26 protein-coding genes are annotated in these 23,909 nt (G+C 69.1%); 12 read left to right on the top strand and 14 right to left on the bottom strand.

Annotated elements, in window-relative coordinates; translation table 11 throughout:
• Nucleotide 1 precedes the first annotated feature (1 nt).
• Complete coding sequence (locus tag FFS56_RS09620) at nucleotides 2-778, bottom strand: electron transfer flavoprotein subunit beta/FixA family protein (RefSeq protein WP_046747554.1); 777 nt, start codon at nucleotides 776-778, stop codon at nucleotides 2-4.
• Nucleotides 779-935: 157 nt separating this feature from the next.
• On the opposite strand from FFS56_RS09620, the gene FFS56_RS09615 reads away from it, so the two are divergent.
• From FFS56_RS09615 to FFS56_RS09605, 3 genes are read left to right on the top strand one after another with little or no spacing between them, the layout of a single operon-like run.
• Nucleotides 936-1,472 carry a MarR family transcriptional regulator gene (locus tag FFS56_RS09615; protein WP_045264412.1) on the top strand — a complete coding sequence of 179 codons (537 nt, stop codon included), beginning with the start codon at nucleotides 936-938 and terminating at the stop codon, nucleotides 1,470-1,472.
• Entirely contained in the window at nucleotides 1,432-1,944 is a 513-nt protein-coding gene (locus FFS56_RS09610) for an SRPBCC family protein (protein WP_231589673.1), read from the top strand. The genes FFS56_RS09615 and FFS56_RS09610 overlap by 41 nt, the downstream gene beginning before the upstream one ends.
• Nucleotides 1,941-2,384 carry a YdeI/OmpD-associated family protein gene (locus FFS56_RS09605; RefSeq protein ID WP_127012713.1) on the top strand — a complete coding sequence of 148 codons (444 nt, stop codon included), beginning with the start codon at nucleotides 1,941-1,943 and terminating at the stop codon, nucleotides 2,382-2,384. The genes FFS56_RS09610 and FFS56_RS09605 overlap by 4 nt, the downstream gene beginning before the upstream one ends.
• A 96-nt stretch (nucleotides 2,385-2,480) precedes the next feature.
• Here FFS56_RS09605 and FFS56_RS09600 read toward each other — a convergent pair whose 3' ends face one another.
• From FFS56_RS09600 to FFS56_RS09585, 4 genes are all read right to left on the bottom strand, one after another.
• Nucleotides 2,481-3,257, bottom strand: coding sequence for an enoyl-CoA hydratase-related protein (locus FFS56_RS09600; protein WP_046747679.1), 777 nt, complete (start codon nucleotides 3,255-3,257; stop codon nucleotides 2,481-2,483).
• A 111-nt stretch (nucleotides 3,258-3,368) separates the two neighbouring features.
• Entirely contained in the window at nucleotides 3,369-4,274 is a 906-nt protein-coding gene (gene mmsB, locus FFS56_RS09595) for a 3-hydroxyisobutyrate dehydrogenase (protein ID WP_046747551.1), read from the bottom strand.
• Nucleotides 4,271-5,473, bottom strand: coding sequence for an acyl-CoA dehydrogenase family protein (locus FFS56_RS09590; protein WP_127012714.1), 1,203 nt, complete (start codon nucleotides 5,471-5,473; stop codon nucleotides 4,271-4,273). The genes mmsB and FFS56_RS09590 overlap by 4 nt, the downstream gene beginning before the upstream one ends.
• A gap of 41 nt (nucleotides 5,474-5,514) precedes the next feature.
• Entirely contained in the window at nucleotides 5,515-7,017 is a 1,503-nt protein-coding gene (locus FFS56_RS09585; RefSeq protein WP_127012715.1) for a CoA-acylating methylmalonate-semialdehyde dehydrogenase, read from the bottom strand.
• A 414-nt stretch (nucleotides 7,018-7,431) separates the two neighbouring features.
• On the opposite strand from FFS56_RS09585, the gene FFS56_RS09580 reads away from it, so the two are divergent.
• Entirely contained in the window at nucleotides 7,432-8,016 is a 585-nt protein-coding gene (locus FFS56_RS09580) for an antibiotic biosynthesis monooxygenase (RefSeq protein ID WP_046747548.1), read from the top strand.
• 21 nt (nucleotides 8,017-8,037) lie between these two features.
• Here the strand turns inward: FFS56_RS09580 and FFS56_RS09575 are convergent, their stop codons facing one another.
• The 6 genes from FFS56_RS09575 to FFS56_RS09550 form a co-directional block, all read right to left on the bottom strand.
• A complete protein-coding gene (locus FFS56_RS09575; protein WP_046747547.1) occupies nucleotides 8,038-9,531 on the bottom strand; it encodes an MFS transporter in 1,494 nt (497 codons plus the stop codon).
• 172 nt (nucleotides 9,532-9,703) lie between these two features.
• Nucleotides 9,704-10,834, bottom strand: a complete 1,131-nt coding sequence (locus FFS56_RS09570; protein ID WP_046747546.1) for a bifunctional 2-methylcitrate synthase/citrate synthase — start codon at nucleotides 10,832-10,834, stop codon at nucleotides 9,704-9,706.
• A gap of 77 nt (nucleotides 10,835-10,911) precedes the next feature.
• Nucleotides 10,912-11,820, bottom strand: a complete 909-nt coding sequence (gene prpB, locus FFS56_RS09565) for a methylisocitrate lyase (protein WP_046747545.1) — start codon at nucleotides 11,818-11,820, stop codon at nucleotides 10,912-10,914.
• A complete protein-coding gene (locus FFS56_RS09560; protein WP_046747544.1) occupies nucleotides 11,820-13,346 on the bottom strand; it encodes an MmgE/PrpD family protein in 1,527 nt (508 codons plus the stop codon). Before FFS56_RS09560 ends, prpB begins: the two co-directional genes overlap by 1 nt.
• A 3-nt stretch (nucleotides 13,347-13,349) precedes the next feature.
• A complete protein-coding gene (locus FFS56_RS09555; protein ID WP_061017003.1) occupies nucleotides 13,350-14,015 on the bottom strand; it encodes a GntR family transcriptional regulator in 666 nt (221 codons plus the stop codon).
• A 40-nt stretch (nucleotides 14,016-14,055) separates the two neighbouring features.
• A complete protein-coding gene (locus tag FFS56_RS09550; protein WP_127012716.1) occupies nucleotides 14,056-15,042 on the bottom strand; it encodes a DMT family transporter in 987 nt (328 codons plus the stop codon).
• Between the two features lie 39 nt (nucleotides 15,043-15,081).
• Between FFS56_RS09550 and FFS56_RS09545 the strand changes: the two genes are divergently transcribed.
• On the top strand, nucleotides 15,082-15,618 hold the full coding sequence (locus FFS56_RS09545; protein WP_046747541.1) for a CGNR zinc finger domain-containing protein: 537 nt from the start codon (nucleotides 15,082-15,084) through the stop codon (nucleotides 15,616-15,618).
• On the opposite strand, the gene FFS56_RS09540 is transcribed toward FFS56_RS09545, so the two are convergent.
• On the bottom strand, nucleotides 15,591-15,950 hold the full coding sequence (locus FFS56_RS09540; protein ID WP_127012717.1) for a helix-turn-helix transcriptional regulator: 360 nt from the start codon (nucleotides 15,948-15,950) through the stop codon (nucleotides 15,591-15,593). The two genes, FFS56_RS09545 and FFS56_RS09540, sit on opposite strands and share 28 nt — an antisense overlap.
• A gap of 19 nt (nucleotides 15,951-15,969) precedes the next feature.
• Here FFS56_RS09540 and FFS56_RS09535 point away from each other — a divergent pair, with 19 nt between their 5' ends.
• The 7 genes from FFS56_RS09535 (at nucleotide 15,970) to FFS56_RS09505 (ending at nucleotide 22,133) form a co-directional block, all read left to right on the top strand.
• Entirely contained in the window at nucleotides 15,970-16,602 is a 633-nt protein-coding gene (locus FFS56_RS09535) for an alpha/beta hydrolase (protein WP_127012718.1), read from the top strand.
• Between the two features lie 187 nt (nucleotides 16,603-16,789).
• On the top strand, nucleotides 16,790-17,365 hold the full coding sequence (locus tag FFS56_RS09530) for a glucose-6-phosphate isomerase family protein (protein ID WP_046747538.1): 576 nt from the start codon (nucleotides 16,790-16,792) through the stop codon (nucleotides 17,363-17,365).
• Nucleotides 17,366-17,373: 8 nt separating this feature from the next.
• Nucleotides 17,374-18,864, top strand: coding sequence for a xylulokinase (gene xylB, locus FFS56_RS09525; protein WP_046747537.1), 1,491 nt, complete (start codon nucleotides 17,374-17,376; stop codon nucleotides 18,862-18,864).
• Nucleotides 18,864-19,835 (top strand): phosphoglycerate dehydrogenase, encoded by a 972-nt coding sequence (locus FFS56_RS09520; RefSeq protein ID WP_233437336.1) that lies wholly within the window; start codon nucleotides 18,864-18,866, stop codon nucleotides 19,833-19,835. The genes xylB and FFS56_RS09520 overlap by 1 nt, the downstream gene beginning before the upstream one ends.
• Nucleotides 19,832-20,791, top strand: coding sequence for a shikimate dehydrogenase (locus tag FFS56_RS09515; RefSeq protein WP_127012720.1), 960 nt, complete (start codon nucleotides 19,832-19,834; stop codon nucleotides 20,789-20,791). Before FFS56_RS09520 ends, FFS56_RS09515 begins: the two co-directional genes overlap by 4 nt.
• A complete protein-coding gene (locus FFS56_RS09510; RefSeq protein ID WP_046747536.1) occupies nucleotides 20,791-21,762 on the top strand; it encodes an aryldialkylphosphatase in 972 nt (323 codons plus the stop codon). Before FFS56_RS09515 ends, FFS56_RS09510 begins: the two co-directional genes overlap by 1 nt.
• A 74-nt stretch (nucleotides 21,763-21,836) precedes the next feature.
• Entirely contained in the window at nucleotides 21,837-22,133 is a 297-nt protein-coding gene (locus tag FFS56_RS09505; RefSeq protein WP_231589672.1) for a putative quinol monooxygenase, read from the top strand.
• 13 nt (nucleotides 22,134-22,146) lie between these two features.
• On the opposite strand, the gene FFS56_RS09500 is transcribed toward FFS56_RS09505, so the two are convergent.
• Both FFS56_RS09500 and FFS56_RS09495 read right to left on the bottom strand, forming a co-directional pair.
• Entirely contained in the window at nucleotides 22,147-22,728 is a 582-nt protein-coding gene (locus tag FFS56_RS09500) for a VOC family protein (RefSeq protein ID WP_046747535.1), read from the bottom strand.
• A gap of 156 nt (nucleotides 22,729-22,884) precedes the next feature.
• Nucleotides 22,885-23,886 carry an ABC transporter substrate-binding protein gene (locus FFS56_RS09495; protein WP_058633100.1) on the bottom strand — a complete coding sequence of 334 codons (1,002 nt, stop codon included), beginning with the start codon at nucleotides 23,884-23,886 and terminating at the stop codon, nucleotides 22,885-22,887.
• Between the last annotated feature and the right edge of the window lie 23 nt (nucleotides 23,887-23,909).

Below are 23,909 nucleotides of genomic sequence, written 5' to 3'. Positions count from 1 at the left end.
CTCACACCAGCCTGTTCTGCACGAGGTAGTCGACGAGCTTGTCGGCGGCGTCGCCCTCGTCGATGATCTTCACTCCGGCCGCGCGCGGGGGCTTCTCCGCCACCGAGGTCATGATGGTGCGCGGGGCGACGGACGGATCGGCCGAGACGTCGAGGTCGGCGAGGGAGAGCACCTCGAGCGGCTTCTTCTTCGCCGCCATGATGCCCTTGAAGTTCGGGAAGCGTGCGTCGGGGAGCGCCTCGGTGATGGAGATCACGGCGGGCAGCGGCGCCGAGACCGGCTGGCTCCCGGCGTCGGCGCCTCGCACTCCGGAGATGCCGTCGGGGGCGATCTCGACCGAGGTGAGAGCGGTGGCCTGGGCGAATCCGAGGTGCTCGGCGAGCATCGCGGGGATCACTCCACCGGAGCCGTCCGTCGACAGGTTGCCGGTGATGACGAGGTCGGGAGCGCCGCGGCGGATGGCCGCGGCCAGCACCTCGGCGGTGAGTCCGAGATCGGCGCCGGTGAGCTGCTCATCGGCGATGTGCACGGCGGATCCGGCACCGATCGCGAGAGCCCTGCGCACGGACGCGGTCGAGCTCTCCGGAGCCATCGAGACCGCGACCACCTCGGTGCCGTCGTTCTTGTCGGCGTAGCTGAGCGCGACCTCGAGGGCCCGCTCAGTGATCTCGTCGAGCACGACGTCGCCCGCCGCGCGATCGGCGAGTCCGGTCTCGAGATTCAGCTTGCGATCGCCATAGGTGTCCGGCACCTCTTTGACCAGGACGAAGATCTTCATCGATTGCTCCTCACGACTCCTGCAATTCTAGACCGCGATACTGAGTACCAACCCACTTGCGACTGAGACTCAGTGCTGACCGGGGCTGAGATGTGCCGAGATCGAGTGCGTCGCGCGCCGTCGCCGCGCCCCGCACTCCCGCCACTACCGTAGAGAGATGGCCAGACCCCGTCCGCTCCCCATCGATCCGCTCGCCGAGGCGAAGCGGCAGTGGCTCGCGCACGGATGGACGGAGGCCGCCGACGGCATGGCCCTGGTCACCTCGGTCATGCGGGCCCAGCAGCTGCTGCTCGCACGCGTCGACGCGGCGCTCAAGCCGTTCGCCCTGAGCTTCGCCCGCTACGAGGTGCTGCGACTGCTCGCGTTCAGCCGCGCGGGCAGCCTTCCGCTGTCCAGCGTGGTCGCCCGCCTCCAGGTGCACCCGACCACGGTCACGAGCACGGCCGAGCGTCTGGTCCGCGATGGTCTGATCGCGCGTGAGCCGCACCCGCACGACGGACGCGCCGCACTCCTCGTGCTGACCGAATCCGGTCGGGAACTCGTGGAGCGCGCCACCCGGGCTCTCAACGCCGACGTCTTCGCCGAGCCCGGCCTGAGCCGCGACGACGCGGCGGAGCTCGTGGCGATCGTGGCCCGGCTGCGCAAGGACGCCGGTGACTTCGCCGACCCGCGTCCGCAGCCCGAAGCGCTCTGACATGCCGCGGTTCGCGCTCGAGACGGTCATCGGCGCGACGCCCGCCGAGGTGTTCGCCGCCTCGCTCGACCCCGAACTGCACGTGAAGAGCATGGCCCGATTCGGCGAGACGATGGTCGAGGCGCCGGCGGGCGGCGTCTTCACCGAGGGGACGACGGCGACCTGGCGAGCACGCCACTTCGGCATCCCGTTCCGACTGCGCTCGCTGGTGTTCGACGTCGATCCGCCGCACGGGTTCTCGGATCGGCAGATCGCCGGGCCGTTCGCCGCGTTTTTGCACGAGCACCGCTTCGAGGAGCATCCGGACGGCACGCTCATGCGCGACACCGTGACGTTCCGCTCACCGTTCGGTCCGCTCGGTCGGCTGGTCGACGCGTTGGTCCTCGGCAGGTACATGCGCCGCCTGATCTCCGAGCGCAACGCGATTCTCGCCGCCGAGTTCGGGGAGCCCGGGCGTACTCTTTCGGCATGAGCGAACTGCGCGTGCACACCGTCCTCACCGGCCGCGGCCCCGCGGCGGCCATCCTGCTCACCGACGATCAGGTCGCGTCCCTGGGTGCGGGCAAGGCGTTCCCCGTGGCCGTGACGATCGGTGGGCGCACCGCGCGTTTGCGCTTGGCACGCATGGGCAGCGAGAACATGATCGGCTTCAGCAAGGCCGTCCGCGCCGACCTCGGGCTCGACATCGGCCAGGAGATCGACGCCGTGATCAGAGTGGATGCGGCCGAGCGCACGGTCGACGTTCCGCCCGAGCTCGCCGCCGCGTTGGACGCCGACCCCGCACTGCGCTCCGCCTTCGACGCCCTGTCGTACTCGGTGCGCAAGGAGCACGCGCGAAGTGTGGCCGAGGCGAAGCAGGAAGCGACGCGCGAACGCCGGATCACGAAGATCGTCGACGCACTCCGCAGCTGACGGCGTGACGAACTCCGCAGAAGTACTCATCGAGCACCACGCAGAGCGTCGCTTCCGGCATGGCGCCCTCAGTTCTGCGGAGTCGTCCACGAGCGGTCAGCGGTTCTGGAAGTCCGGTGACCGCTTCTCCCGGAAGGCCGACATGCCCTCCTTCTGATCCGCGGTGTCGAACAGCGCGGCGAACGCCTGCTTCTCGTGCGCGAGCCCTTCGGCGAGGGTCGTCTCCATCGCCGCGTCCAGCGCGGCCTTGGCGGCGAACACGGACGGGAGCGACTTCGAGGCGATGGTGTCGGCGAGTTTCGTCGCCTCGGTCAGGAGCTCCGCGGTCGGCACGACACGGGACACGAGGCCGGAGCGCTCGGCCTCCTCCGCCCCCATGAACCGGCCGGAGAGCACGAGCTCGGCTGCTTTGTAGTAGCCGACTGCACGGATCAGACGCTGCGTGCCACCCATGCCGGGGATCACGCCGAGGTTGATCTCGGGCTGCCCGAACTTGGCGTTGTCGGCCGCGAGGATGATGTCGCACATCATGGCCAGCTCGCACCCGCCGCCCAGCGCGAACCCGGAGACGGCCGCGATCACGGGGGTGCGCACCGCGGCGAACTCATGCCACACACCGAAGTGATCGGTCTCGAGCATCTGCGCCGCCGACATGCCCTCCATCTCCTTGATGTCGGCACCCGCGGCGAACGCCTTCTCCGACCCGGTGACCACGATCGCGCCGACGCCCTCGTCCGCATCGAAAGCGAGCGCGGCGGCGGTCACCTCCTCGGCGATTCTGCTGTTCAACGCATTCAGCGCTTCCGGCCGGTTCAGGGTGATCCACCCCACCCGTCCGCGCTGCTCGACCAGGATCGTCTCGTACTCGGTCATGTCGCCCTCTCCGTCGTGGTTGCGTTCCACCTTCACCCCTGCGTTCGAATCGCGCAAATGGTGGCTCTCAGGTGCCCGATGGAACCATTCGCGCGATTCGAACGGCCGTCATCACACGCGGTCGTCGCGGATGTCGGTGATGATGCCGGAGAAGTCGCGGCTCGCCCCGTCTCCGGCAGCGAACGCGGCGTAGATCTCCTGGGCGAGTCGGCCCATCCGCGCATCCGTCGACGTCTGCTCGATCGCCTGCAGCGCGAGACCGAGGTCCTTCGCCATCAATGCACCGGCGAATCCGGGCTGGTAATCGCGGTTCGCCGGGCTCGTGGGCACCGGTCCGGGCACGGGGCAGTTCGTCGTGATCGACCAGCACTGCCCTGACGCCTGAGACACGACGTCGAAGAGCGCCTGGTGCTCGAGCCCGAGGCGCTCCCCCAGCACGAATGCCTCCGCGACGGCGATCTGCGAGACCGCGAGCACCATGTTGTTGCAGACCTTGGCCGCCTGTCCTAGCCCAGATCCGCCGCAGTGCACGATGCGCTTTCCCATCACCTCGAGGAGCGGGAGTGCCGCGGCGAAGTCCTCGTCCGACCCGCCCACCATGAACGCGAGAGTGCCGTTCTCCGCGCCGACCACTCCACCGGACACCGGGGCATCGACGTTGCGGTGTCCGGCGGCGAGAGCGAGCGCGTGCGCGGCACGGGCCTCGTCGACCGCGATGGTGGACGACTCGATGAACAGCGTGCCGGGTCGCGCAGCCGCGAGCAGCTCGGTGCGATACGCCTCGATCACGTGCTTCCCGGCGGGGAACATCGTGATGACGACATCCGCCTCCGCCACGGCCTCCGCCCCGCTCGCCGCCACCGCGATGCCGGCCGCCCGCGCTGCCTCGATCGCCGCCGGAACCAGGTCGAAGCCGTGCACCTCATGACCGGCGGCGACGAGGTTCTTCGCCATCGGCAGTCCCATGTGCCCGAGTCCGAGGAAGGCCACGGCCGGTTTCGACGACGACCCGGTCATGATGCGCTCCGCATCTGATCTCCGCCACGCTGCACGGACGCCGAGCCCGCCGGTCGCAGCATCTCGCGTCCGACGATCAGACGCATGATCTCGTTCGTGCCTTCCAGGATCTGGTGCACCCGCAGGTCGCGGACCACCTTCTCGATCCCGTAGTCCTGCAGGTAGCCGTAGCCGCCGTGCAGCTGCAGGGCGCGATTGGCGACGTCGAATCCGGCATCGGTCGCGAACCGCTTGGCCATGGCGCAACGCATCGTCGCGTCCGGCGCGTGCTCGTCGACCGCCTGCGCGCCATCGCGCACCATCAGCCGGGCGGCGTGCAGGTCGGTGCGCATGTCGGCGATCGCGAACAGGATCGACTGCTTCTCGGCGAGCGGTTCGCCGAACGCCATCCGCTCGTGGACGTACTGCACAGCCTTGTCGAGCGCCCATTGCGCCGCGCCCAGCGAGCACGCGGCGATGTTGAGCCGACCGCCGTTGAGCGCGGACATCGCGATCGCGAACCCGCGTCCCTCGTCGCCGAGCATGGCGGATGCCGGGACTCGGACGCCGTCGAGGATCACCTGTCGGGTGGGCTGCGCATGCCACCCCATCTTCTTCTCCGGTGCGCCGAAGCTGAGGGATTCGGAGTCTCCCGGCACGAGGAACGCGCTGATACCGCGTGCTCCCGGTTCTCCCGTGCGCGCCATCACGACGTAGACGGCGGCCTCGCCCGCACCGGAGATGAACTGCTTCACTCCCGTGAGCACGTAATCGTCGCCGTCGCGGACCGCACTCGTCGCGACGTTGGCCGCATCAGACCCCACCCCCGGCTCTGTGAGGCAGTAGCCGCCGAACTCCGACATCGCGGTGAGCTGCGGCAACCACGTCGCGCGCTGGCTGTCATCACCGTAGGTGTCGATCATCCACACGACCATGTTGTGGATGGAGATGTACGCCGCGACCGCCGGGTCACCCTTCGCGAGCTCCTCGAAGATCGCGACGGTGTCGAGCCGACTGAGTCCACTGCCCCCGAACTCCTCGTCGACGTAGATACCGCCGAGCCCGAGCTCTCCTGCACGGTTCAGCGATTCCCGGGGGAACAGGTGCTTCTCGTCGCGTTCCGCGGCGTAGGGGGCGAGCTCGGTCTCGGCGAACTCGCGGACGGCGCCGATGATCGCCTCGCGCTCCTCGGCGGTGGTGGTGACGGTGGTCATGGTCATCGCTTTTCCTTAGAAGTTGGGTCCCTGAGCTTGTCGAAGGGTCAGTGCATCGTGGGGATGACGAAGCTGGCGCCGTCGCGGATGCCCGCAGCGGGCCAGCGACTCGTCACCGTCTTGGTCTTCGTGTAGAAGCGGAAGGCATCGGTGCCGTGCTGGTTGAGGTCGCCGAAGCCGCTGCGCTTCCACCCGCCGAACGTGTAATAGGCGATCGGCACGGGGATCGGCACGTTCACCCCGACCATCCCGACCTCGACGCGGGCGGCGAAGTCACGAGCCGCGTCGCCGTCGCGCGTGAAGATGGCGACCCCGTTGCCGTACTCGTGCTCCGAGGCCATGCGCAGCGCCTCCTCGTAGTCGGCGGCGCGGGCGATCACGAGCACAGGGCCGAAGATCTCCTCGCGGTAGATCGCCATGTCGGTGGTGACGTGGTCGAACAGGGTCGGTCCGAGATAGAAGCCCTCTTCGTGCCCTTCGACCGTGAAGCCGCGACCGTCGGCGAGCAGCGTCGCACCCTCGTCGATCCCCTGCTGGATGTAGCCTTCCACCCGTTCGACGGCCGCCCGCGTGACCAGAGGTCCGTAGTCGACGTCCGCGGCGAGGGAAGGCCCCACCCGCAGCTGGGCGACACGTTCGGTGAGCTTCGCGGCGAGGGCGTCTGCGGTCTCCTGCCCCACCGGCACGGCGACCGAGATGGCCATGCAGCGTTCGCCCGCCGAGCCGTAGCCGGAGCCGATCAGCGCGTCGACGGCCTGGTCGAGGTCGGCATCCGGCATCACGATCATGTGATTCTTGGCACCGCCGAAGCACTGCGCGCGCTTGCCGTGGGCTGCGGCCGTCGCGTAGATGTACTCCGCGATGGGCGTGGACCCGACGAAGCCGACCGCGCGGATGCGGTCGTCGGTGAGCAGCGTGTCGACCGCCTCCTTGTCGCCGTGCACCACGTTGAGGACGCCGGCGGGCAGGCCCGCCTCAAGGAAGAGTTCGGCGATGCGCACCGGCACGGAAGGGTCACGCTCGCTGGGCTTGAGCACGACCGCATTGCCGGCGGCGAGCGCGGGGCCGGCCTTCCACAGCGGGATCATGGCGGGGAAGTTGAAGGGCGTGATCGCGGCGACGACCCCGAGCGGCTGCCGCATCGAGTACACGTCGATGCCGGCTCCGGCGCCGGTGGAGTACTCGCCCTTGAGGAGGTGCGGAGCACCGGCGGAGAACTCGATGACTTCGAGCCCCCGCTGGATGTCGCCCTTCGCGTCGTCGACCGTCTTGCCGTGCTCGCTCGCGAGGAGTTCGGCCAGAGACGTCATCTCGCGCTGCACCAGGTCGAGGAAGCGCAGCAGCACGCGGGCGCGCTTCTGCGGGTTGGTCGCTGCCCACGCCACCTGCGCCTCTTCGGCGTTCGTGATCACGCGGCGCACCTCGTCGGCCGATGCGAGCGGAACCCTGGCCTGCACAGCGCCCGTGCTCGGATCGAACACGTCGGCGAAGCGACCCGAATCGGGAGTGAGAAGCGATCCGCCCACGAAGTGCGGGATAGTACGAGTCATTGTGTGACATCCCTCCGTGCCGTCGTTGGCACATTGGGGAGTTTACTCGGAGGACCGGACATTTACTAGGACATCCTTGTATCTTCCGGATCGACCTCGCTCTCGGCAGTGTTGGGTGTTCGCATCGCGTTCACCGTCCGGCCATCTCGCCCGGGTAGAACTGCAGATGCGCGGACAGAGACTCAGACCGGATCGGGTGTCACGTCCACCGCGCGCACGGTGAGCGTTCTCGCTCCCGTCGCGGCTCCCACGCCGCGTGACCCCCGCCGAATCGGGTCGGCGGGGGTCTCTCTGTGCACGGGCGGATCCGGTCGGGAACCTCCCGCAACCGAATTAGAATCGACCAAGCGCCGTCACCCTGGCGCATCCGCTCCGGCGCCCCGACCCCTGGCGCCCGTTCCCGAGGACCGCACCATGTCCGAACCCCTCACCGTGTCCATCCGCCGCGAAGTCGACCCCGAGCGCATCGTCGAGGCGACCGCCTGGGTGCAGACGGGGGTGAACCTCGCGACGAAGTATCCGGGCTTCCTCGGCTCAGGCTGGGTGCGTGCCGGCGAAGACTCGCAGGTCTGGCACATGCTCTACCGTTTCGCGAGCGAGGATTCGCTCACCGCGTGGGAGCAGTCGGCCGAGCGGGCATGGTGGCTGTCGATGGGCGAAGGTTTCGTGCGCAGCGAGCGCTCCAAGCGCCGCACCGGGATCGAGGGCTGGTTCGACGAGCCGACCACCGGGACGATCACGCTTCCGTCCTCCGACGGCACCACCGAGACGGTCACGGTCGCACCCGCCCCGCCGCGCTGGAAGCAGGCGACCTCGATCTGGCTGGGCTTCTTCCCCGTCAACCTCGCCTTCACCTACGCGATGAGCCCGGTTCCGGGATGGAACGAACTGCCGATCTGGTTGCGGGTGCTCGTCACCACGCTCGTGCTCACGCCGATCATGGCGTACTGGGTTCTCCCGTTCGTCACCCGGTCGCTGCGGAGCTGGCTCGCGCGCTGAGCGCCGCCCCGGACACGCCTCTCACCTCTCGCCGGACGACGCGCCCTTCCTCTCGGCCTCCTTCTCTCCTGAGCCCACCAGCGAGAGCGGATCCGCGATGTCCTCCAGTGACTTGCCCGCGGCGCTCACGCCGAAGACGCCGCAGACGATGCCGCCGAACATCATGATCGACGCGCCGAGCACATAGCCCCAGAAGAGCGGACCGCGGTCGCCGCTCTCGGCGCTCTGCCCGATCAAGGCACCGTAGAGCACCGGAGCGATCGCGCCGACCAGCTGACCGATCGAGAAGATGTACGAGATGACCTGGCTGCGCAGCTCCAGCGGGAAGATCTCGCTGACCGTCAGGTAGGCGGCGGATGCTCCGGCCGACGCGAAGAAGAACGAAGCGCACCAGAACGCCGTGTGCGTCGCGGCGTTCAGCACCCCGGCGTTGAACAGGAAGGCGCTGACCAGCAGGATCAGGCCGGCGAGCATGTAGGTGCCGAACAGCATGCGACGGCGACCCCAGGTGTCGAAGAAGTGCCCGAGGATGAGCGCCCCGGCAAGGTTCCCGACGGCGAACACGATGAAGTACTGCGACGCCGAAGCGGGCGGGGTGTCGTAGAAGTTCTCCAGCACCAGCGCGTACGTGAAGAAGATGGCGTTGTAGAGGAAGGACTGCGTCACCATCATCGTGATGCCCACCAGCGTGCGCCGCGGGTACTTCTTGAACAGCACCTTCGCGATCACGAGGAACGGCACGCGGCCGTACTCCTTGACCGTGATGGCCTTGCTCTCGTCGACGGGTGGGATCGTCTTGCCCTCCTTGCGGATGCGCTCCTCGATCTCGTCGACATTGCGCTCCGCCGCCTCTTCGCGTCCGTGCGTCATCTGCCAGCGCGGGCTCTCCGGGATGTGCCGGCGCATGTAGATGAGCAGCAGTCCGAGGAGGGGTCCGAGGAAGAAGCTGAGCCGCCACCCGATGTCCTCGGGAAGGATGTCGGTGTTCAGGAAGAACACGTTGGCCACGGCACCGAGCGCCGCACCACCCCAGTAGGTGCCGTTGATCGCGATGTCGACACGTCCGCGGTAGCGCGCCGGGATGATCTCGTCGATCGCCGAGTTGATGGCCGCGTACTCGCCGCCGATACCGGCGCCGGCCACGAAGCGCCAGATGTAGAAGAACCACGGCGCGAAGGCGAGCCCTGCGACCGCGGAGCCCACGAGGTACACGGCAAGGGAGACGAGGAAGAGCTTCTTGCGTCCCAGGCGATCGGTGAGGCGTCCGAAGAAGAGGGCACCGAAGACCTGACCGAGCAGGTAGCACGTGCCGGCGAGCCCCACCTCGGCCGGCCCCATGCCGAGGGTCGCGGCGTATCCGTTCGCGGCGACGATCTGCACCTCGAGGCCGTCGAGGATCCACGAGAACCCGAGCCCGACGACGATCAACCAGTGGAATCGCGACCACGGCAGCCGGTCCATACGTGCGGGGACGAGTGACCTGACCTCCTTGACGGCGGCGTCGGATGCGGACATGGACCCTCCTTCGTACGGGACGTGCTTCCGTCCCCGGGGTCTGTCCTACTCCCGTCGCCGACTTCGCCGCAGCCACCTTGACCCGGGAGCCTCCGGGGCGCTACAGCGTTGGAATCGCGCGAAGGTTCCATCGCGGGTGGAGATGGAGCCATTCGCGCGACTCGAAGGGCGGTCAGCCGACGTGGCGCTCGTCAGGGCCGTCGTAGAAGGACAGGGGGCGGATGAGCGCGTTCGATCCGGCCTGCTCGATCACGTGGGCCGTCCACCCGGTCACGCGTGCCGCGACGAACAGCGGCGTGAAGGTGAGGGTGTCGAAGCCGATCAGGTTGTACGCGGGACCAGAGGGGTAGTCGAGGTTCGGGTAGATGCCCTTGCGGGCGACGAACTCCGACTCGAGCGCGTCGTACAGAGCCGCGACCTCCGGGCGGTCGTAGTGCTCCACCAGGGTGTCGAGCGCGGCCTTCATGGTCGGCACGCGGGAGTCGCCCCTCTTGTAGACGCGGTGCCCGAAGCCCATGATCTTGCGCTTCTCCGCGAGGGCCTTGTCGAGCCAGGACTCCACCGCGTCCGCCGACCCGATCTCGTCGAAGATGTGCAGCACGGCCTCGTTGGCCCCTCCGTGCAGCGGACCCTTGAGTGCACCGATGGCACCGACGACGGCCGAGTAGATGTCACTCAGCGTCGAGGTGATCACCCGCGCGGTGAAGGTCGAAGCGTTGAAGGAGTGCTCGGCGTAGAGGATCATCGACCGGTTGAAGGCGTCGACCACAACGTCGTCCGCCTCCTCCCCGAAGGTCATCCAGAGGAAGTTCGCCGAGTAGTCGAGGTCGTCGCGCGGGGCGATGAGCTCCTGACCGCGACGGCGACGCTGACCGTACGCGACGATGGCCGGCAGCGCGGCAAACAGCCGGATGCTGCGCTCGAGGTTCTGCTCTGGGCTTCCACCCGCGTCGAGCACCGAGCCGCCGGCACCGGGGTCAGAGGCGCCGATCAGGCTGACCGCGGTGCGCACCTCGTCCATCGGATGCGCCTCGAGCGGGACCAGGTCGATCGCCGCCTTCACATTGTCGGCGAGCGCGCGGTGCTTCCGCTCCTCCAGCCGGAACGCGGCGAGTTCTTCGGGGGTCGGCAGCTCGCCGTTCCACAGCAGATACGCCACCGCTTCGAAGGGCTGGGTGTCCGCCAGCTCCTGCACCGGGTAGCCGCGGTACAGCAGGCTGTTCGTCTCGGGGTTGACCTTCGAGATCGCGGTCGTGTCGACGACGACGCCCGCAAGCCCCTTCTTGATGTCCGGCTCGGTCATGGTCACTCCTTCGTGTACTTCGACTCGTCGCTGCGCTCCTCGCTCAGCAACCGCGTCGTGTGTCCGCTTCGCTGCGCTCAGCGACCGGTGTTGTCGACTGTGAAGTTGAAGACGCCCGAGTCGAAGTGGTTGTACGACTCGTAGTCGATCAGATCGTAGAGATCGGCGCGGTGCTGCATCTCGCCGAGCTTCGAGGTCAGGTGCCCCTCGTCGTTCAGAGTATCCAGTGCGCGGCCGGCGGCCCCCATCGAGATGCGCAACAGCGACACCGGCCAGATGACCAGGTTCACTCCGGCGTCGCGGAGGCTGTCGACGGAGAACAGCTCGCTCTTGCCGAACTCGGTCATGTTCGCCAGGATCGGCACGTCGAGCGCCTCGGCCATCGCCTCGAACTCGCCCAGGGTGCGCATCGCCTCGGGGAACACGGCGTCGGCGCCGGCATCCACCAGCGCCTTCGCGCGGTCGATCGCGGCGTCCAACCCCTCGACGGCCCGGATGTCGGTGCGCGCCATGATGAGGAAGTTCTCGTCGCGGCGGGCGTCGGCCGCGGCACGGATCCGCTTGATCGCGGTGTTCTCGTCGACCACGGCCTTGCCGTCGAGGTGACCGCAGCGCTTCGGGTTGATCTGGTCCTCGATGTGGGTGCCGGCGAGACCCGCGTCTTCGAGCTCCTGGATCGTGCGGGCGACGTTCATCGGTTCCCCGAAGCCGGTGTCGGCGTCGACGATCGCGGGGAGGTCGGTCATGCGGGCGATCTGCTTGGCGCGGCCGGCGACCTCGGTGAGCGTGGTGAGGCCGATGTCGGGGAGCCCCAGGTCGGCGGAGAGCACGGCGCCGGAGATGTAGACGCCGTCGAAGCCCTTCTGCTCGATCAGTCGGGCGCTCAGCGGATTGAACGCGCCGGGGAGGCGCAGCAGCTCCCCGGAGGCCAGTCGCTCCCGGAAGAGGCGCCTCTTCTCGGCAGGTGTGACGGTGGAGTACAGCATCAGAACAGACCCTTGGGGGCGTCGGCGGCTTCGAGCAGTCCGGGCTTCGCGACGATCGACAATTCGCCGACCTCGGCGGCGGTCAGTTCGGGCAGGCGCTGCACGAGGGCGAGGAAACGCTCGATCTCGGCGGGCTCGAGCACGGGCTCCGCCAGCAGACGGAACTTCGCGATGTAGTTCTCGCGGGCGAACGGGCGCGCTCCGAGGGGGTGCGCATCGGCCACGGCGATCTCGTCCACCACGACCTCACCGTCGGTGAGACGGATCTCGACGCGACCGCCGAACGCCTTCTCGGCCGGGTCCTCGGAGTGGTAGCGGCGCGTCCACTCGGCATCCTCGGCCGTGGTGATCTTGTGCCACAGCGCGACCGTGTCGGCGCGACCAGCGCGCTCGGGGGCATAGGAGTCGACGTGGTGCCAGCCGCCGTCCTGCAGGGCCACCGCGAAGATGTACGGCACCGAGTGGTCGAGGGTCTCGCGCGACGCGGTGGGGTCGTACTTCTGCGGGTCGTTCGCGCCCGAGCCGATCACGTTGTGCGTGTGGTGGCTGGTGTGGATGACGATGGACTCGATGTTCGCAGGGTCGCGCAGCGCGGGGTTCTGCAGGCCGAGCTTGCGGGCGAGGTCGATCAGCGCCTGGGCCTGGTACTCGGCGGAGTGCTCCTTCGTGTACGAGTCCAGGATCGCGCGCTTGGGCTCGCCGGCGGCGGGCAGCGGCACGTCGTACGAGGCGTCCTTGCCGTCGAGCATCCACGCGATCACGCCGTCTTCGCCTTCGTAGATCGGCGCGGGGCTGGTCTGACCGCGCATCGCCCGGTCGACCGCCTCGACGGCCATCTTCCCGGCGAACGCCGGGGCGTGCGCCTTCCAGGTGGAGATCTCACCCTTGCGGCTCTGGCGGGTGGCGGTCGTGGTGTGCAGCGCCTGGCCGACCGCCTGGTAGATCGTCTCGACGTCGAGACCGAGGAGAGTGCCGATACCGGCGGCCGCGGACGGGCCGAGGTGGGCGACGTGGTCGATCTTGTGCTTGTGCAGGCAGATCGCGCGCACCAGGTCCATCTGGATCTCGTAGCCGGTGGCGATGCCGCGCACGAGAGCCTGGCCGTCCTTGCCGGTGTGCTGAGCGACCGCGAGGATCGGCGGGATGTTGTCGCCGGGGTGCGAGTACTCGGCTGCGAGGAACGTGTCGTGGTAGTCGAGTTCACGCACGGCGACGCCGTTCGCCCAGGCCGCCCACTCGGGGCTGGTGCGGTGGTCGAGCTCGGCGCCGAAGAGGTTCGCGCCGACGCCGCCGGTCGAGACGGGGTGGCTGAACGCCTGCGCACGAGCCGCGTTGATCGGCGCACGGGTGAGGGAAGCGGCGGCCACCGACGCGTTGTCGATGATGCGGTTGATGATCATGTCGACGACGGGCTGCTCGACCTCGACCCGGTCGGCGGCGACCTCGGCGATCTTCCAGGCGAGCTGGTCTTCCCTGGCGAGGTTCTCGTCGCTGCGGTGCACACGGACGTGGTGGCTGACGGTCATTTCTTATCCTTCACTGTTACGGGAATCGAGGGAGTCGAGGATGCCGGCGAGCGCGTTGTGCAGGTGCACGTGCGTGGCATGGGCGGCGAGGTCGCCGTCGCGGGCGGCGAGGGCTTCCGCGATGGTGCGGTGCTCGGCGGCGGAGGCGGCGAGTCGGGCGGGCTTGTCCCTGGCCATCCGCCGCACTCTCACGAGGTGGGTGCGCACGGTGCGCAGCGCGGAGGCGATGTAGTCGTTGGCGACGGCCGCGTCGAGGGCCGCGTCGAAGCGGGCGATGAGCGCGTAATAGGCGTCTCGACCCTCGACGGCGTCGAGGTCGACATGCGCGAACTCGTCGGCGAGGGCTGCGAAGAGCTGCGCGTCGCCCCGGGCGGCGGCGAGGCGTGCCGAGGATTCCTCGAGCGCCCGACGGATCTCGAAGAGGGAGCGGATGTCGTCGGCGTCGAGGTCTGCCACGACGGTGACGCGCGGAGACTGCTGCACCACGAGCCCGTCGGCGATCAGCCGACGGAGCGCCTCGCGCATCGGTGTACGGCTCACTCCCAGGCGCTCGGCCTGCTCGACCTCGCCGAGCACGAAGCCGGCCGGCAGGGCACCGGACTGGATGCCGTCGAGCAGCGCCGCATACGCGCGGTCACCCGCGGAGGTGCGTTCAGCGACGAGACTCATCCCCTCAGTGTATACATAAATCCGCCCTGCGCGCCTCCTATCACCCCCTGCGCCGACTGTACGTATACAAAACTCCGCTCCGGTCGGGAGGGGCGGGCTCGCCGAGCTTCACCACGACCACGCCGATCAACACCAGCACACCGCCGAAGGCCTGCAGCAGGTCGGGGAGCTGGCCGAGCAGCAGCCAGCCGAACAGCAGCGCGGCCACGACCTCCGCGAGTGCGACGAAGGAAGCGAGCCGCGACCCCAGCATGCGCGTCGAGGCGATGCCCAGCAGATAGGCGAGAGCGGTCGCCACCACCCCCATCGCGAGCACCGGGACGAACCAGGGAACACTGCCGAACCGGTAGGAGATGTCGTCGGTCGTCCATGCGATCGGCAGCACGCCGATCGCGCCGGCCGCAGTCAGCCCCAGTGCCCCGAGCAGGAGCCCGCTGCCGGCCAGGGCGAGGGGCGGCAATCCCGTGTCGGCCTTGGCGGACAGCACGAAGTAGGCGGCAGCGCCCACCATGGCGCCGAGGGCCCACAGGATTCCGGGCACGTTGACGTCGGCACCCGTGAGGACGTCGAGCATGAGCACGAGCCCGACGAAAGCGATCGCCGCACCGAGCAGGCTCTTGCGGCTCGGCCGCTCCCCTCTCCGCAGCCAGAGCCACAGCAGTACCGCGACCGGGGCGGTGTACTCGATGAGCAGCGCCAGCCCGACGTCCATCACCGCGACCGCCTGGAAGTAGAAGAGCTGGGTCGCGGCGACCGCGAGCAGCCCGTAGGCGAGGATCATGCCCGCATTGCGCCGCAGCAGCGTCCACCGTCCTCGCAGCGACAGGATAGTGGGGACGAGCAGCACGAGGGCGGCGACCCAGATGCGCGCGGTGACGGCGGCACCGGGACTCCACCCTGCGTCGATGAGCCCCCGCGCCCATCCGCCCGACATGCCGAAGGCGAAGGCCGCGGCGAGGGCGAGCGGCAGCCCGAGACGCACACCCCTGGCGGAGTGCACAACCGCGTCATTGCTCACCGTACTCATGATCGATGACGCTACTCCCGCGCGTTGTAACATGTCAATATGATCTTCACCGATGACACGGAAGAGGCGTTGCGCTCCGCGGTCTGGCTCGCGAACTCGGCGGAGCAGCCGGACACACTCACCGACATCGACGACGAGGGCACCTTCCTCCACGAGTTCCCCTACACCGGCCGCCTGGACCGCGATGAGGCCGAGGTCGCCTCGCTTCGCGGACTGCGTCCCCGGCTCCGTGCGATGCTGCTGGCGCCGCGCGACGAGATGGCCGCGCACGTCAACGACGCCCTCGCGGAGTCCCGCCTCACCCCCGCGCTGCGCCGTCATGACGGCGTGGACTGGCATCTGCACGCGGTGGCGGACGAGCAGCCCCTTGCCGAACGCATCCTGATCGAGACCGCGATGGCCCTGATCGACGTCATCCGTGCCGACGAGGGCTCGCGCCTCACGGTCTGCGAGGACGATACCTGCCAGGCCATCGCGCTCGACCTCTCCCGCAACCGCTCGAAGCGCTACTGCTCCACCACGTGCGCGAACCGCAACGCCGTCGCCGCCTACCGCGCGCGCCGCGCCGAGTCCTGAGCCGACGCCGACTCCTGAGCCGACACAGAGTCCTGGGCCTGAGCCGGCGCAGGAGCCTCCTCCGACGCACCCGCGCCGACACCCGCCATGCGCGGGCGGGAGCGCTTCCGCCAGGCCAGCGGTGAACGACCGAAGCGCCGGCGGAAGGCTCGCGAGAACGCCGCCTCCGATTCGAACCCGACCGCATGCGCGACGGCACCGACCGCCATCGCCGTGGTCTCGAGAAGCTTCGAGGCGGCAAGCATCCGACGCCCCGCCACGTAGGCGGCGGGCGACTGACCGACGACGGCGGTGAACCGGTGAGCGAAGGCGGACCGTGACTGGTGCGTCAGGGCTGCTCACTGGGGTCCCCTGATCCTCGAACTCCGTCGCCGCGGCTACGACGATCTGCACGCGGTCGAGAACCCGCTCACCTCCCTCGCCGACGACGCAGAGCGCACGCAGAAGATGGTCCGTCAGATCGACGGCCCCGTCCTCCTCGTCGGGCACTCCTACGGCGGCGCCGTCATCACGGAGGCCGGCGACCTGCCCAACGTGGTGGGCCTCGTCTACGTGGCGGCGTTCGCTCCCGACGCCGGCGAGAGCGCAGGGCAGATCACTCAGGAGAACCCACCGGCCGCGGTCGACGCCATCGCCCCCGACTCGGACGGCTATCTGTGGATCGCACAGGACCGCTTCCACGAGAGCTTCGCCCAGGACCTCTCCGCCGACGACGCGCTGGTCATGGCCGTCACCCAGAAGGCCCCCCTGGGGTCGACGTTCGGCGACACCGTGACGGCGCCCGCATGGAAGGCGAAGCCCACCTGGTACCAGGTCTCGACCGCCGACCGGATGATCAATCCCGACAACGAACGACGCATGGCGACGCGCATGAACCCGCGTCAGGTCGTCGAGCTCGACGCCAGCCACGCCTCGCTGGCCTCGCAGCCGGCGGCGATCGCCGACCTCATCGATGCTGCGGTCGCGGGGTCGGGCGCGAGCTGACCCGAGTACAGGGCGGACTCTCCGCGGTGTGCCGTGCACCGGACCGGGGAGCCCGTCGCTGCGCGCGCGCTCATCCTCATCGCGTGCGAGGGTGCAACCCGCTCTGGACGCCACCTGTCATAACAGGTAGGGTGAACCTGTCATTACAGGTTGCGCAGCGTCGCAGCACCCGTTACGAGGAGCACCGATGCCCGAGTTCCACGCCCCGCCGATCTCCCCCCTGGCGATCGCCTTCGACGCCGAGAAGCTCACGCTCTCGCCCGAAGGGCCGACTCTCACCCGGCGGATGTCCGACCTCGAAGGGCTCTTCCTCGACGCAGAGGCCTGGGCCACGGCATCAGCCGGCGAGAACCCCGTGGTCTACACCGTGGTCAGCTCCCCCGTGCCCGAGGTCGACCGCGAGCTGCCCCAGTCGATCACCACGATCATGCCCGGGGACACGAGCGGAGAGCTCTGGATGACCAAGGGCCACCAGCACCCGAACCATCAGGGCGAGATCTACCTGGCGCTGAAAGGTCGCGGCGGACTGCTCATGTTCGACGGCGAGCGCACCGAATGGCTCGACATGCTCCCTGGCACGATCGGCTACATCCCGCCTGGGTGGGCGCACCGCTCGGTGAACACCGGCGACGAGCCGTACTCCTTCCTCGCGGTGTACCCGGGTGGAGCGGGCCACGACTACGGCTGGGTGCTGGAGCACGGGATGGGTTCGCGGGCTTACCGGTCGCCCGAGGGCGTCGAGCTGCGTCCGTACGCGGGATAGGCGCCGCCATGATCATCGCGCACGACCTGGGCACGACGGGGAACAAGGCCTCCCTGCACCACGACGACGGCCGGATCGTCGCCTCGGTCACCGTCGCCTACCCCGCGCACTTCGCCGCGGGCGGCGTCGCCGAGCAGAACCCGGACGACTGGTGGAACGCGGTCGTCGCCGCCACACGTGACCTGATCGCCCGCACCAGCACGCCCACGAGCGACATCGTCGGACTCGTGGTGAGCGGACAGATGATGGGCGCCGTCCTCCTCGATGCCGAGGGCGAGCCCGCGCGACCGGCGATCATCTGGGCCGACACGAGAGCCGGAGCCCAGCAGCGCGAGCTCGAGGACGCGATCGGCGCCGAACGCGCGTACGGGATCCTGGGGCACCGTCTGAACCCCACCTACTCGGTCGAGAAGATCATGTGGGTGCGCGACAACGAGCCCGACGTCTGGGCGCGCGTGCGCCGGGTCTGTGTCGCGAAGGACTTCATCGTGCTGCGCCTCACCGGGCGTCTGGCGACGGACCGTTCCGACGCGTCAGGCACCAACGCCTACGACCAGGCGGCCGGCACCTGGTCGGACGAGGTGCTGCGGACCGCACGCCTCGACCGCGCGCTGTTCCCCGAGATCCTGGAGTCGACGCAGATCGCGGGAGCGCTGACGGATGCCGCTGCGGCCGCGCTCGGGCTGCACACGGGCGTGCGGGTGGTGATGGGCGGCGGCGACGGCCCCCTGGCCGCGGTCGGATCGGGCGTGGTCGCTCCGGAGGACGGCGCCTACGTGTGCCTCGGCACCTCGTCATGGATCTCGTTCGCAGCGGATGCTCCGCTGCACGATCCGGGAATGCGCACCTTCACGTTCGACAACGTCGTCCCCGGCTCGTTCGTGCCCACGGCGACCATGCAAGCCGGCGGTGCTTCCGTGCAGTGGATCGCCGAGGCCCTCTCCCCCGACCCCGCCCACCCGGAGACCGGACGGCTGACGGCCGAGGCCTCCGCCGATGTCGACACCGACGACCTCTACTTCCTCCCGTACCTGCTCGGTGAGCGCTCCCCGCTGTGGGACCCGGACGCCCGTGGCGCATTCGTCGGTCTCTCGCGGCACCACGGTCGGGCCCACCTCGTCCGCGCCGTGCTGGAGGGCACCGCGTTCAACCTGCTCAGCTGCATCCAGGCATTCCGCGCGTCGGGCGCCGTGATCGACCGCATCGATGCGGTCGGCGGCGGAGCGCAGAGCGACGTGTACCTGTCGGTGCTCGCCGACGTCTGGGGAGTTCCCGTTCGTCGCCGCACGATCGTCGAGGAGGCGAACAGCCTCGGAGCCGCCGTGACGGCCGCGGTCGGGCTCGGGATCACCGACTTCTCGGCAGCACGTGCCCTCAGCGAGGTCACCGCCGAGTTCACCCCGGATGCCGGCCGCCATGCCGTGTACGCCGAACGGCACGCGCGGTTCACGGATGCCTACGCGGCCCTCGCGCCGTGGTTCGCCGGACGGCCGCGCTGATGGCTGTGATCCTCGTCACCAGCCGATCCTTCTCGGACGGCGACCTCGATCTGGTGGAGCGGGCAGCGCAGTCCGGACACCGCGTCCTCCGCGGGCCCGCGCACCACGACATGGACGAGCTGCGGTCGCTGCTGCACGGCGCCGATGCCTGGATCGCAGGAACCGGCGCCATCACCGATGCGCACCTCGCCGCGGCCCCGAAGCTCAAGATCGTCGCCCGTTACGGAGTAGGCACCGAGTCGGTCGACCTCGCTGCCGCTCGTGATCGCGGCATCCCCGTGACGAACACCCCCGGCGCGAACGCCGACGCTGTGGCCGATCACGCGGTCGGTCTGATGCTGGCCGCGCTGCGGTTCGTGCCGGACGGCGACCGCCGGGTGCGCGCGGGCGACTGGGGGGTGCGGCGCGGACGGGAGCTCGGCGCCGCCACGGTCGGCATCGTCGGCTTCGGCCGGATCGGCCAGGGCGTCGCTGCGCGTCTGAGCGGCTTCGGTCCGCGCGTGCTCGCGGCCGACCCGTTCGTGCCCGACGACGTGGTGCGCGCCCGCGGGGCGGAAGCCGCCTCGGTCGACGACCTGTTCCGCGCGGCCGACGTGATCACTCTGCACGCCCCGGGCGGCCAGCGACTCGTCGATGCGGAGCGCCTCGTCGGCATGCGGCCAGGCACGGTGCTGGTCAACACCGCCCGAGGGGACCTGATCGACGAGGCGGCAGTGGCCAGGGCACTGCACGACGGCGTGCTCGCCGGTTACGCGGCCGACACGCTCGACGGGGACACCGCAGCGCACGCGAGTCCCCTGCTCGCGCCGGAGCTCGCCGACCGGGTCATCGTGACCCCGCACCTCGGCGCGCAGACCACCCAGGCGGTCGACAACATGGGCTCCCTCTCGCTCGCCGACGTGATCGCCGTCCTCTCCGGCGGCGAGCCCGCGCATCCCGTCCCGATCCCCGCCTCCGAGGAGACCCGATGACCACCACCGCCGACACCGTGACCTCCGGATCCGAGACGGTCGCCGCCGACTACATGGGCTTCGTCGGGGTGACCACCGCCTCCTCGTCGATCATGAAGGTGTTCCCGCTCTGGGCCGACATCCTCGACCTGCCGACGCGCACCCTGGTCGGTCACGACCTGCCGATGGATGCTGACCCCGCGCAGTATCGCGCGATTGTCGAGCAGATCCGCGACGATCCGCACCACCGCGGGGCCCTGGTGACCACGCACAAGATGAACGTGTTCGCCGCCGCCTCCGACCTGTTCGACGAACTCGACCCGTTCGCGGTGTCGTGCTCCGAGATCTCCAGCATCTCCAAGCGGGGGCGGACGCTGTCGGGGAGGGCCAAGGACCCGATCACGGTCGACCTCGCGCTGAACGACTTCCTGCCCACGGGCCACTTCACCCGCACGGGGGCTGCGGTCGTGATCCTGGGGGCCGGAGGCTCGGGCACCGCTCTCAGCTGGGCCCTCGCCGAACGCCCCGACGCCCCGTCGAGGATCACGGTGACCGCCCGCACGCAGGACAAGCTCGACCACCTGCGCGAGGTGCACCGCCAGCACGGCACCCGTGAGGGGTTGATCGAATACGTCGTCACCACGACGCCGGAAGAAGCCGATGCCCTCGTCGCGGCTGCGCCGGCCGGCTCGGTGATCGCCAATGCGACGGGACTCGGGAAGGACCGCCCCGGCTCCCCCCTGACCGACGCGGTGGTGTTCCCCGATGGCGCGTACGCGTGGGAGTTCAACTACCGCGGCTCGCTCGAGTTCCTCCATCAGGCCGAAGCACAGGCCGCGGTTCGCGACCTGCACGTGGTCGACGGCTGGCGCTACTTCATCCACGGCTGGTCGCAGGTCGTCGCCGACGTGTTCGAGCTCGATCTCACACCCGAGACCGTCGAGCGACTCGCCGAGGCCGCGGAGTCGGTGCGCTGATGTCCGCCGTCGTCCGCACGGTGCTCGGGGACATCGCCCCGGCGCTGCTCGGGCGCGTGGACTACCACGAGCACCTGTTCCAGGTGTCACCGCTGCTGCCGGGAGACGAGCTCGACGACGAGAAGGCCTCGGGCGAAGAGGCGGCCCTGCTGCAGGCGAGCGGATTCGAGGCAATGGTGGATGCCACCCCCTTCGGTGTCGGCCGCGACGCCTCCGCCCTGGCGCGGATCAGTGCGTCGACCGGACTGCACATCGTCGCGACGACCGGCCGACACCGTGAAGCCCACTACGGCGCAGACCATCCGATGCAGGTGTGGACCGCCGACCGTCTGGCCGCCCTCTTCATCGCCGACATCACACGTGGCATGCCCGCCGACGACGCGGAGCTCTTCGAGGCCCCAGAGGTGTCCATCGCCGCAGCGCCCGACGGCGCACCCGTGCGCGCCGGGATGCTCAAGGGCGGCGCCGACTACTGGCGCATCAGCCCGTTCGAGCGCACCACGCTGGTCGCGGTGGCCGAGGCGCACCGTGCGACGGGGGCGCCGGTCATGGTGCACCTGGAATTCGGCACGGCGGCTCACGAGGTGCTCGATCTGCTCGCGGCCGAGGGGGTGTCCGCCGACCGCGTCGTGCTCGCACACGCCGACCGCGACCCCGATCCCGGCCTGCACGTCTCCCTCGCGGAACGCGGAGCCCACCTCGGCTACGACGGCTTCGCACGACCCCGCACCCGCTCCGATGCCGAGCTGCTCGCCCTGACGGTCGCTGTCGTGGAGCGCGGCGCCGGGGACCGGATCGTGCTCGGTGGCGACGTGGCTCGTCGCACGCGGTACGTCGCCTACGGCGGCATGCCAGGACTCGCCTACCTCGGCGAGCGCTACCTCCCACGCCTGCGCGACGCGATCGGCGACGAAGCCGTGCACCGGATGCTCGCGACCACACCGGCCCGACTGCTGACGCTCTCCACCTGAACCCGAGCATGGGCCGGAACAAGAGCATGCACATGGGCATCCACATCCGCATCCGACAGCCCCGAGGAGACACCGTGTCAGAGCCGACCGTCCTGCATGCCACCTTCACTGCACGACCAGGCACCGGGGACATGGTGGCCACCCTGCTGCGTGCGTTCGCCGAAGTCGTGCGCGCCGAGGAGGGCAACCTCGTCTTCGACGCGTCCCGGCTCGTCGACGATCCCGACCGCTTCTTCGTGTACGAGGTCTACCGCGATGAGGCGGCCTTCCACGCCCATCTCTCCGCCCCCGCCGGTGTCCCCTTCAACGCCGCGCTGCAGGAGCTCATCGTCGAACCCTCGTCGCAGCTCACCTTCCTCCGTCGGATCTGACGATCCGTCGCCGTCAGCGATCGAGCCGAGGATCCCGCAAGGACGCCATCGCCTCGACGAGGCTTTCGTGGATGTACTCGAGCTCGGGTGACGTGAAGCTCGACCAGTCCGCCTCGGCGGCATCGCGGTCGTCCGCGCCCGCATCTTCCGCCGATCCGTTCCACGTGGATGCGTCCGTTCCGTCCGCGTCCCACGTCTGCTCCTGCGGAACGTGGGCGTATACCCACCAGAGATTTCCCGAGGGATCGGCGAAGCGCGAGAACGTGTCTCCGAAGAAGTCCGTCGGCCGGGTCACGATACGGGCGCCGAGTCCGACGGCTCGTGCGAGCGTTCCCTCGACGTCGTCGACGTACACCTGGATGAATCCGGGGGTGAAGGGCCAGTCCGGCTTACGGTCCGCGACCGTGATGACGGAGTCGCCGATGCGCAGCTCGGAATGCAGGATGAGTCCGTCGGTGTCGACGGTGCGGGCCTCGGGGACATCGGTCGCCCCGAAGACCTCGATCACGAAGTCGATGATGCGGGCGGCGTCATCGGTCATGAGGAAGGGGTTGATGGTGTTCGATCCAGCCGGGCGGGCGGGTGTGCTGCTCATGGTGTGAGTCCTTTCGTCGCGATCACTCTGACAGTCACCGCGGACAGATCCTGACCTCGATTCCCGGACTCGATCGTGGAATTCCATCCCCCGCCCGCGTCCGGACACGAAGAAGCCCCCCACCCGAAGGTGAGGGGCTTCTTCAACGTTGCGGTGTCACTCGTAGAGCACGGCCGCGATCTTCTCGTCGTCGATGTTGCTCTTGTCGTACCAGTACGAACCGGTGTCGTAGAACTTCTCGACGGAGTCGCCGTTGGCGGCGTCGTAGGCGGCCTGCACGACCTGTGCGCCGATGCCGATCGGGTCCTGCGTGATGGCGCCGGCCATGGTGCCGTCCTTGATGGCGTTGATCTGCGCTGCGCCGGAGTCGAAGCCGACGATCGTGATCTTGCCCTTCTCGAGGCCCAGCTCGTTCACGGCGTTCACGACACCGATGGCGGAGCCTTCGTTGGTGCCGTAGATGCCCTTGAGGTCGGGGTGGGCCGCGATCAGGGTCTTGGCGATGTCGGCCGACTTGAGGTGGTCGCCGTCACCGTACTGGATGTCGACGATCTCGATGTCGGGGTAGTCCGCCTCGATCTTGTCGACGAAGCCGTCGCGGCGCTCGACACCGGTCGAGTTGATCTGCGAGTGACCGACGATGGCGACCTGGCCCTCGCCGCCGATCAGGTCGGCCATGTGCTCGGCAGCGAGCGCACCGGCGACCTTGCTGTCGGTGGCCGACAGGCTGAGCCCGACGTCGCCGTTGCAGGGGGCGTCGAAGTAGACGACGGGGATGTCCTTCGCCTTGGCCTGCTCGAGGGGGGCGACGCACGCCTCGGGGTCGAGGGCGGCGTAGGCGATGGCGTCCGGGTTCTTGTCGATCGCGGCGGTCAGCATCTCGAGCTGCTGCGCGATCTCGGTCTCGGCGGCAGGACCCTCGAACGTGATCTTCACGCCGAGCTCCTTCGCCTTGTCCTCCGCTCCCTTCTTGACGGCCTGCCAGAACTGGTGCTGGAAGCCCTTCGAGACCATGGCGATGTACATCTCGCCGTCGCTGCTGCCGCCGCTGCTCGAGCCCTCTTCGATCACGTCGCCGCCTCCGCCGGCACAGCCGGCGAACACCAGTGCGGATGCGGCCACCAGGGCCACGAGTGCGGTCTTCTTCCCGAATTTCATGAAAACTCCATTGTTTGGGTACG

The sequence above is a fragment of the Microbacterium sp. Beta genome, assembly GCF_005502545.1.
Classification (GTDB): domain Bacteria; phylum Actinomycetota; class Actinomycetes; order Actinomycetales; family Microbacteriaceae; genus Microbacterium; species Microbacterium oxydans.
Note: the sequence above shows the minus strand (reverse complement) of the source record. Positions and strands in the feature narration are given on the sequence as shown.

What these genes read in the sequence shown, in the direction of transcription:
- xylB (WP_046747537.1), top strand. Translation starts at nt 17,374, where the DNA reads ATGATCATCGCGCACGACCTGGGCACGACGGGGAACAAGGCCTCCCTG.
- FFS56_RS09580 (WP_046747548.1), top strand. Translation starts at nt 7,432, where the DNA reads ATGTCCGAACCCCTCACCGTGTCCATCCGCCGCGAAGTCGACCCCGAG.
- FFS56_RS09600 (WP_046747679.1), bottom strand. Translation starts at nt 3,257, where the DNA reads ATGACCGAGTACGAGACGATCCTGGTCGAGCAGCGCGGACGGGTGGGG.
- FFS56_RS09545 (WP_046747541.1), top strand. Translation starts at nt 15,082, where the DNA reads ATGATCTTCACCGATGACACGGAAGAGGCGTTGCGCTCCGCGGTCTGG.
- FFS56_RS09510 (WP_046747536.1), top strand. Translation starts at nt 20,791, where the DNA reads ATGTCCGCCGTCGTCCGCACGGTGCTCGGGGACATCGCCCCGGCGCTG.
- FFS56_RS09555 (WP_061017003.1), bottom strand. Translation starts at nt 14,015, where the DNA reads ATGAGTCTCGTCGCTGAACGCACCTCCGCGGGTGACCGCGCGTATGCG.
- FFS56_RS09500 (WP_046747535.1), bottom strand. Translation starts at nt 22,728, where the DNA reads ATGAGCAGCACACCCGCCCGCCCGGCTGGATCGAACACCATCAACCCC.
- FFS56_RS09620 (WP_046747554.1), bottom strand. Translation starts at nt 778, where the DNA reads ATGAAGATCTTCGTCCTGGTCAAAGAGGTGCCGGACACCTATGGCGAT.
- FFS56_RS09605 (WP_127012713.1), top strand. Translation starts at nt 1,941, where the DNA reads ATGAGCGAACTGCGCGTGCACACCGTCCTCACCGGCCGCGGCCCCGCG.
- FFS56_RS09590 (WP_127012714.1), bottom strand. Translation starts at nt 5,473, where the DNA reads ATGACCATGACCACCGTCACCACCACCGCCGAGGAGCGCGAGGCGATC.
- mmsB (WP_046747551.1), bottom strand. Translation starts at nt 4,274, where the DNA reads ATGACCGGGTCGTCGTCGAAACCGGCCGTGGCCTTCCTCGGACTCGGG.
- FFS56_RS09515 (WP_127012720.1), top strand. Translation starts at nt 19,832, where the DNA reads ATGACCACCACCGCCGACACCGTGACCTCCGGATCCGAGACGGTCGCC.
- FFS56_RS09615 (WP_045264412.1), top strand. Translation starts at nt 936, where the DNA reads ATGGCCAGACCCCGTCCGCTCCCCATCGATCCGCTCGCCGAGGCGAAG.
- prpB (WP_046747545.1), bottom strand. Translation starts at nt 11,820, where the DNA reads ATGCTGTACTCCACCGTCACACCTGCCGAGAAGAGGCGCCTCTTCCGG.
- FFS56_RS09550 (WP_127012716.1), bottom strand. Translation starts at nt 15,042, where the DNA reads ATGAGTACGGTGAGCAATGACGCGGTTGTGCACTCCGCCAGGGGTGTG.
- FFS56_RS09520 (WP_233437336.1), top strand. Translation starts at nt 18,864, where the DNA reads ATGGCTGTGATCCTCGTCACCAGCCGATCCTTCTCGGACGGCGACCTC.
- FFS56_RS09570 (WP_046747546.1), bottom strand. Translation starts at nt 10,834, where the DNA reads ATGACCGAGCCGGACATCAAGAAGGGGCTTGCGGGCGTCGTCGTCGAC.
- FFS56_RS09560 (WP_046747544.1), bottom strand. Translation starts at nt 13,346, where the DNA reads ATGACCGTCAGCCACCACGTCCGTGTGCACCGCAGCGACGAGAACCTC.
- FFS56_RS09495 (WP_058633100.1), bottom strand. Translation starts at nt 23,886, where the DNA reads ATGAAATTCGGGAAGAAGACCGCACTCGTGGCCCTGGTGGCCGCATCC.
- FFS56_RS09575 (WP_046747547.1), bottom strand. Translation starts at nt 9,531, where the DNA reads ATGTCCGCATCCGACGCCGCCGTCAAGGAGGTCAGGTCACTCGTCCCC.
- FFS56_RS09530 (WP_046747538.1), top strand. Translation starts at nt 16,790, where the DNA reads ATGCCCGAGTTCCACGCCCCGCCGATCTCCCCCCTGGCGATCGCCTTC.
- FFS56_RS09585 (WP_127012715.1), bottom strand. Translation starts at nt 7,017, where the DNA reads ATGACTCGTACTATCCCGCACTTCGTGGGCGGATCGCTTCTCACTCCC.